This is a genomic window from Streptomyces sp. UW30 (assembly GCF_008042075.1).
GTDB lineage: Bacteria > Actinomycetota > Actinomycetes > Streptomycetales > Streptomycetaceae > Streptomyces.
Genome location: NZ_RDBN01000182.1, coordinates 1 through 1427, shown reverse-complemented (window position 1 = coordinate 1427; position 1427 = coordinate 1). Strand labels below are relative to the sequence as shown.

At 71.5% G+C, this 1427-nt stretch carries 1 protein-coding gene and 1 pseudogene; one reads left to right on the top strand and one right to left on the bottom strand.

What is annotated here, in order from left to right; all coding sequences use genetic code 11:
- The first annotated feature begins 21 nt into the window (after positions 1 to 21).
- On the top strand, positions 22 to 738 hold the full coding sequence (locus tag EAO75_RS45445) for a nucleotidyl transferase AbiEii/AbiGii toxin family protein (protein WP_148000962.1): 717 nt from the start codon (positions 22 to 24) through the stop codon (positions 736 to 738).
- Positions 739 to 844: 106 nt separating this feature from the next.
- On the opposite strand, the pseudogene EAO75_RS45440 reads toward EAO75_RS45445, so the two are convergent.
- Positions 845 to 1427: pseudogene (locus EAO75_RS45440) on the bottom strand (hypothetical protein); the annotation flags it as partial.

The following is a 1427-nucleotide window of genomic DNA, read 5'->3' as shown; positions in this document are numbered from 1 at the left end:
GGCCGTCATAATCGGCCCACGATGATCCAGCTCCGCCGCCACCTCCTGACCGACGTCCTCGCGGTCGGCGCCCGCTACCCGCTCGTCCTGGCCGGCGAGTGCGCGGTCCGGGCACACGGCCTGGTCCCCGAGGACACACGGAAGTCGTCCGCGGCGCTCCCGCTGGAACTGGCGACCGAGAACCCCGAGCCGATGGACCGCATCGCGGCCGTGGTCCTGCACGGCCTGACCGAACTCGGCTGGCTGGTACGCCCCCTGGAGACCGACCCGCTCTCCGCCCGCCTCCTGGTCACCGCCCCGGACACGGGCGAGGAGCTCACCGAGGCGGAGCACCAGCAGTACACGGTCGACCTCCTGAAGGAGACCCTCTGGCACCCGCCCGTCCCGACCGACCGGGGCCCGGCCCTCTCCCTCGAAGACCTCATCGGCACCAAGGTCCGCGCCCTCACCGACCGCGGCGCCGCCCGCGACCTGACCGACGTCTACGCAGCCGCAGCCCACTGGAGCTTCCCCGACCTGGAGGAACAGGGCCGCCGCCACGCCTGGGACGAGTTCGACCCGGCCGACCTCCAGTCCCGCCTGGAGGCGACGGAGCTGCTGGACGACCGGGAGTTCACCGCCCGGGGCCTCGGCGCGGCGTCGGTTCCGGACTTGCGGGCGTGGGTGCGGGCGTGGGCGGACGACATCGCGGAGCGCCTGCTGGAGCAGGAGGCACTGAGCCCGCCGACGGACGAGTGACGTCGGCGCATAACAGGTGCGCCAGGGGTTGACGGGCTGCTCTGGGTCATCTGACGGGTCGGGGCGGATGTGTCCACACATCCGCCCCGCGCTGCCGGTACGTCCGTCAGCTCGCCGAGGCGGAAGCCGACGCCGACGCCCCCGGCTGGACCGAGTCGTCCGTGCCGGTGTGCGTGGCCTCCGGGTCGACGCCCACCGTGATGGTGGCGAGGACACCCTTGGCGATGTCGTTCTTCTTGTACTTCAGCTTCAGCAGACCGCCGGTCGTCCCGCTCTGGTCGTAGATCGTGTCCTCGTCGAGCGTGGTGCGCTCGGTCGTCGAGGTCGAGTACGGCTCCACCTCCGCCGAGGCCAGCACGGACTCCTCGTCGAAGAAGAACTGGCCGGTGTGGCAGGTGGTGCCGCCCTCATAGCCGGCGTCCGTCCACTCGCCGCTCACATGCACCTTGGTGTGGATGTGGACGCAGCGGCCCTGGTACCAGCCGGGGAAGACGGTCCTGAAGGTGACGAAGCCCTTCCGGTCGGTCCGCCAGGTGCCGCGCAGATAGCGGGTGTCGCTGGTCGGCTCCTGGGGGCGTACCAGCCAGCCGAGTTCGGTCAGGCCGTGCAGGACCACGGCCGCGATGCGGTCCATCGGCTCGGGGTTCTCGGTCGCCAGTTCCAGCGGGAGCGCCGCGGACGACTTCCGT

Excerpts from the sequence above, each read along its gene's own strand:
- EAO75_RS45445 (WP_148000962.1), top strand. The coding sequence starts at position 22 with ATGATCCAGCTCCGCCGCCACCTCCTGACCGACGTCCTCGCGGTCGGC.